This is a genomic window from Luteibacter sp. P4_D7_3, from assembly GCF_056401735.1.
In genome coordinates, this window is sequence record NZ_JBFUIT010000284.1 from 1 (window position 1) to 5,063 (window position 5,063).

Genomic DNA, 5,063 nt, shown 5'->3' on the forward strand with positions numbered 1-5,063 from the left:
ATACGGGCCTGGGTCTTTTCGGTCTGCGCCAGTTCGACGAAGTGACGACGCTCGAGGGCGAGCAGCCAGGTTTCGTCCACCGGCGAACCGCGTTCGATCCGACCGCCCGAGAGGGTGTCGGCGATGCGGCTGGCGATGTCGATGTCGTGCGGCGAGGCGAAGTAGCCCTCGGCCATGTTCGCCAGCGAGGCCTTGAAGGTCGCCGTGGACGTGTCGCCGGCAGCCGTGATCGCGCGCGCCGGCATCGGCGGACGGTAGCCGGACTCGGCCAGGGCGATCGCCTGGGCCTTGGCGACATGCAGTACTTCATAGGTGTTGAAGACGATGATGTCGTCCTTGCGCAGCAAGCCCAACGACTTGGCCTCGATCGCACTGGTCGACACCTTCGCCATGGCGACCGTCTCGAAGATCTTCTTCAGGTATTCGAACGGGTCTTCCGGGTTCGCCTGCCACGCACGCACGGCGAACTCCTTCAGGCCGCCACCGGCGGGCAGCAGGCCCACGCCGGCCTCGACCAGACCGATGTAGCTCTCCAGTGCCGCGACGGTGCGCGCCGAATGCATCTGGAACTCGCAGCCGCCACCGAGGGCAAGGCCTCGAACTGCGGAGACCACCGGCACCAGCGAGTACTTGATGCGCATGCTGGTGGCCTGGAAGTTCGCCACCATCGCTTCGAACTCGGCGAGCTTGCCGGCCTTGAGCAGACCCAGCGCGCCCTTGAGGTCCGCACCGGCCGAGAACGGCTCGGACGGCTGCCACAGCACGACACCGCGGAACTGCTGCTCGGCAAGGCCGATCGCATGCTGAATGCCGTCGAGCACGTGGTCGTTCACCGTGTGCATCTTGGTCTTGAACGAGATCACGCCGATGTCGTCGCCGCTGGTCCACAGGCGTACGCCGTCGTTCTCCCAGACCGTGGTGCCCTGGTCGAATTTCTCGCCCAGGATCGGATCCGGGAACGCCTGGCGCTTGTACACCGGATGCGTCGAACGCGGCTTCTCGGCGTTGGCGCTGGCCGAGTACGAACCCGCTTTGCCGTGCACGCCCGTGCGGCCGTCGGTGACCCAGGCGGGCAGGGGTGCGCTGCTCATGGTCTTGCCGGCGGCGATGTCTTCGGCGATCCAGCCAGCGATCTGCTGCCAGCCGGCGGACTGCCAGATCTCGAAGGGACCGAGCTTCCAGCCGTAGCCCCAACGGATGGCAAAGTCGACGTCACGCGCCGTCTCGGCAATATCGGCCAGATGGTAGGCGGTGTAATGGAACAGGTCGCGGAACACGGCCCAGAGGAACTGTGCCTGCGGGTCCGACGACGCGCGGAGCTTCGCGAACTTCTCGGCGGGATCCTTGATGGCGAGAATGGCGGACACGTCGTCCGACGCTTTCTGCTCGGAAACGCGGTAATCCTGCTTCTGCAGGTCGAGCACCACGATGTCCTTGCCGGCCKTGCGGTAGAAACCCGCACCGGCCTTCTGGCCCAGCGCGCCCTTGTCGATCAGGCCCTTCAGCCACACCGGCGGCTGGAAGTACTTGTGCCACGGGTCGTCGGGCAGGGTGTCGCCCATCGTCTTGATCACATGGGCAAGCGTGTCCAGGCCGACGACGTCGGCCGTGCGATACGTGGCGCTCTTCGGGCGGCCGATGGCCGGACCGGTCAGTGCGTCGGCGGTGTCGAAGCCCAGGCCGAACTGCTCGGTGTGGTGCATGGTGGAGAGCATCGAGAACACACCGATGCGGTTACCGATGAAGTTCGGGGTGTCCTTGGCGTAGACCACGCCCTTGCCCAGGGTGGTCGTCAGGAAGGCTTCGAGGCCTTCGAGCACGCCCTTTTCGGTCAGGCGGGTAGGGATCAGCTCGACCAGGTGCATGTAACGCGGCGGATTGAAGAAGTGCACGCCGGTGAAACGGTGGCGCATCTCTTCCGGCAATGCCTCTGCCAGGCCGTTGATCGACAGGCCCGAGGTGTTGCTCGCCAACACGGCGGTCGCGGACACGTGCGGCGCGATCTTCTGGTAAAGGTCGAGCTTCCAGTCCATGCGCTCGGCGATCGCTTCGATCACCAGGTCGACGTCGGCCAGCAGGGCGAGGTCGTCCTCATAGTTGGCCGGGATGATCGCGGCGGCCAGGCCTTTCTCGGCCAGCGGCGCCGGTGAGAGCTTGGCGAGGTTGGCGATCGCCTTGAGGGCGATGCCGCTCTTCGGGCCTTCCTTCGAGGGAAGGTCGAAAAGCACGGTTTCCACGTTGGCGTTCGTCAGGTGCGCGGCAATCTGCGCGCCCATGACGCCGGCGCCGAGTACTGCGGCCTTGCGAATGCGTAACGGTGTTGCAGTCATGGTGATCTCCGGGGGTGCAAAGGATCGTCCGCGGTCAGCGAGTGGCCGTGGAGGTCGAAACGGAAGGATTGCGCAGGCCGGCTGCGGCGAAGCGGATCAGGTGCTCGGCGGCGGTTTCGCGGTGGTCGCGCTCGTCGACGTCACTCTTGCGCTGGATGATGCCGAAGTCGGCCATCGCGTACGTCAGCGCGCCGGTGACGATGTCCAGGCGCCAGTAGATTTCGTCCTTCGCCAGGCCAGGCAGCAGCCGGGCGAATTCACCGGCGAACTGGCGCAGTACATGGCCGTAGTTCTCGGACAGGAACTTGCGCAGGGTCTCGTTGTGCTCGGCGTAGGCTCGGGCCAGGACCCTGACAAAGGCCGCCGCGCCGCCATCGTTCCGGGATAGGTCCAGCGCCGGGCGGATATAGGCGTCAAGAACGTCCTCCAGGGAGGTGTCTTCCTGGCCCGCGACCTTGGCCAGGGCGGCCAGGCGCCGGGTGTTCAGCTCATCCAGTCGGCGGCGGAACACCTCCTCGATGAGCTTGTCCTTCGAGCCGAAGTGATAATTCACCGCCGCCAGATTGACCCGGGCCGCCGCCGTGACCTGGCGGAGCGAGGCCCCGGCGAAGCCGTGGGTGGCAAACAGGGCCTCGGCGGCGCCCAGGATCCGCTCCTTGGTGCTGCGTTCGCGGGACGCGTAGGGTGCGCTCGTCATGTCGGCGACTCCGGAGGCGGGTGGTTTGAATCAAACGATCGTTTGAGAATACGCCCGGGCCCTTGGGCGGGTCAATCTGCAACCGCACATCCCTGCAAACGGCTTGCGATTGAGCTAGAATCTGTCAAGATTTCGTGAGCTAAGTCCGTCATTCGTGACGGCTTTGGCCCCAGACTTTCACCAGGCGTCCCCAGAGGCGCTGGCAACCTTATTTGTCTTTTCTCATTTCCCGGAGCATCCGTATGGCGCTGGAGCGCACCCTTTCGATCATCAAGCCCGACGCCGTCAAGAAGAACGTCATCGGCGAAATCCTCTCCCGCTTCGAGAAGGCCGGTCTCAAGATCGTCGCCGCCAAGATGAAGCAGCTGACCAAGGAAGAGGCCGAGGGCTTCTATGCCGTTCATAAGGAACGCGGTTTCTTCAACGACCTCGTCGCCTTCATGATCTCCGGTCCGGTGATGATCCAAGCCCTCGAAGGCGAAGGCGCCGTTCTCAAGAACCGCGACCTCATGGGTGCCACCAATCCGAAGGACGCCGAGAAGGGCACGATCCGTGCCGACTTCGCCGACTCGATCGACGCCAATGCCGTGCATGGCTCCGATTCGCTCGAAAACGCCGCCATCGAGATCAAGTACTTCTTCAACGACTCGGACGTCGTTTCGCACTGAGAATTGCCGTGAACACCCCTGCTGACAAGGTCAACCTGCTCGATTTCGATCGCAAGGGGCTGCGCGATTTCTTCGCGGAGCTCGGCGAGAAGCCGTATCGTGCCGAGCAGGTCATGAAGTGGATCTACCACCGTCTCGAAAGCGATTTCGAGAACATGACCGATGTCGGCAAGGCGTTACGCGAAAAGCTCAGTGCCAGCTGCTACGTCGGCCCGCCGAAGACCGCGTTCGAAAAGACCGCGGTCGACGGCACGCAGAAGTGGCTGCTCGGCATGGATGGCGGTAACGCCATCGAAACCGTCTATATCCCGGAGCCGACCCGCGGCACGCTTTGCGTGTCGTCGCAGGTCGGTTGCGCCCTGAACTGCCAGTTCTGCTCCACGGCAACCCAGGGTTTTTCCCGCAACCTGTCCACCGCCGAGATCATCGGCCAGGTCTGGGTCGCGGCCAAACACCTCGGCAACGTGCCGCACCAGCAGCGCCGTATCACCAATGTGGTGATGATGGGCATGGGCGAGCCGCTGCTGAACTTCGACAACGTGGTGAAGGCCATGAGCCTGATGCGTGACGACCTCGGCTTCGGCCTGGCCGGCAAGCGCGTCACGCTGTCCACGGCCGGCCTCGTGCCGATGATCGACAAGCTGTCGGTCGAGAGCGACGTGTCGCTTGCGGTGTCGCTGCACGCGGCCAACGACGAGCTGCGTACCGAACTCGTCCCGCTCAACAAGCGTTACCCGCTCGCCGAGCTGGCGGCGGCGTGCGAGCGCTACATCAACCGCGCGCCGCGTACGACGATCACCTTCGAATACACGCTCATGAAGGGCGTGAACGACAAGCCCGAGCATGCGCGTCAGCTGATCAAGTTCATGCGCCGCCTGCCGGGCGTAAACAAGGTCAACCTGATCCCGTTCAACCCGTTCCCGGGGACGCGATTCGAGCGCTCGGGGCCGGACGAGATCCGCAACTTCCAGACCCAGTTGCTCAATGCCGGCGTTCTGACCATGCTGCGCCGCACGCGCGGTGACGACATCGATGCCGCATGTGGCCAGCTGAAGGGACAGGTCGTGGATCGCACCCGTCGTCAGGCGGAATTCCGCAAGAAACTCGAAGAGGGAGTGGTGAATGCGGCTTGAGCGTTGGGGGATGGTGGCTGCGCTCGCGTTTGCGTGCGCGGGCTGTATGGGTGGGGAATCGGGGCTGAAGCCTACGACAGCCGCCGACGAGAAGGCCAAGGGGGCCGAGGTTCATACCGAGCTCGGACAGCGTTACATGCAGCGAGGCGACCTCAGTGGCGCCATGGAGAAACTGCAGCAGGCCATCAAGTTCGACCCCAACTATGTGCCGGCCCGTACTGTGATTGCCGTGCTC

5 protein-coding genes are annotated in these 5,063 nt (G+C 64.2%); 3 read left to right on the forward strand and 2 right to left on the reverse strand.

Annotation, left to right across the window (positions count from 1 at the left end; all coding sequences use genetic code 11):
• Together AC1DSN_RS18110 and AC1DSN_RS18115 are read right to left on the reverse strand one after the other, a co-directional pair.
• Positions 1 to 2,330: 3-hydroxyacyl-CoA dehydrogenase/enoyl-CoA hydratase family protein (locus AC1DSN_RS18110; protein WP_477332042.1), on the reverse strand; the 2,330-nt coding region annotated here is incomplete at its 3' end.
• A 34-nt stretch (positions 2,331 to 2,364) separates the two neighbouring features.
• Positions 2,365 to 3,027, reverse strand: coding sequence for a TetR/AcrR family transcriptional regulator (locus AC1DSN_RS18115; protein ID WP_063573469.1), 663 nt, complete (start codon positions 3,025 to 3,027; stop codon positions 2,365 to 2,367).
• 242 nt (positions 3,028 to 3,269) lie between these two features.
• Here AC1DSN_RS18115 and ndk point away from each other — a divergent pair, with 242 nt between their 5' ends.
• The 3 genes from ndk to AC1DSN_RS18130 form a co-directional block, all read left to right on the forward strand.
• Complete coding sequence (gene ndk, locus AC1DSN_RS18120; RefSeq protein WP_063573468.1) at positions 3,270 to 3,695, forward strand: nucleoside-diphosphate kinase; 426 nt, start codon at positions 3,270 to 3,272, stop codon at positions 3,693 to 3,695.
• A gap of 2 nt (positions 3,696 to 3,697) precedes the next feature.
• A complete protein-coding gene (gene rlmN / locus AC1DSN_RS18125; protein WP_345777460.1) occupies positions 3,698 to 4,828 on the forward strand; it encodes a dual-specificity RNA methyltransferase RlmN in 1,131 nt (376 codons plus the stop codon).
• The coding region (locus tag AC1DSN_RS18130; protein WP_477332044.1) for a tetratricopeptide repeat protein at positions 4,818 to 5,063 on the forward strand (246 nt) is incomplete at its 3' end. The genes rlmN and AC1DSN_RS18130, both read left to right, overlap by 11 nt.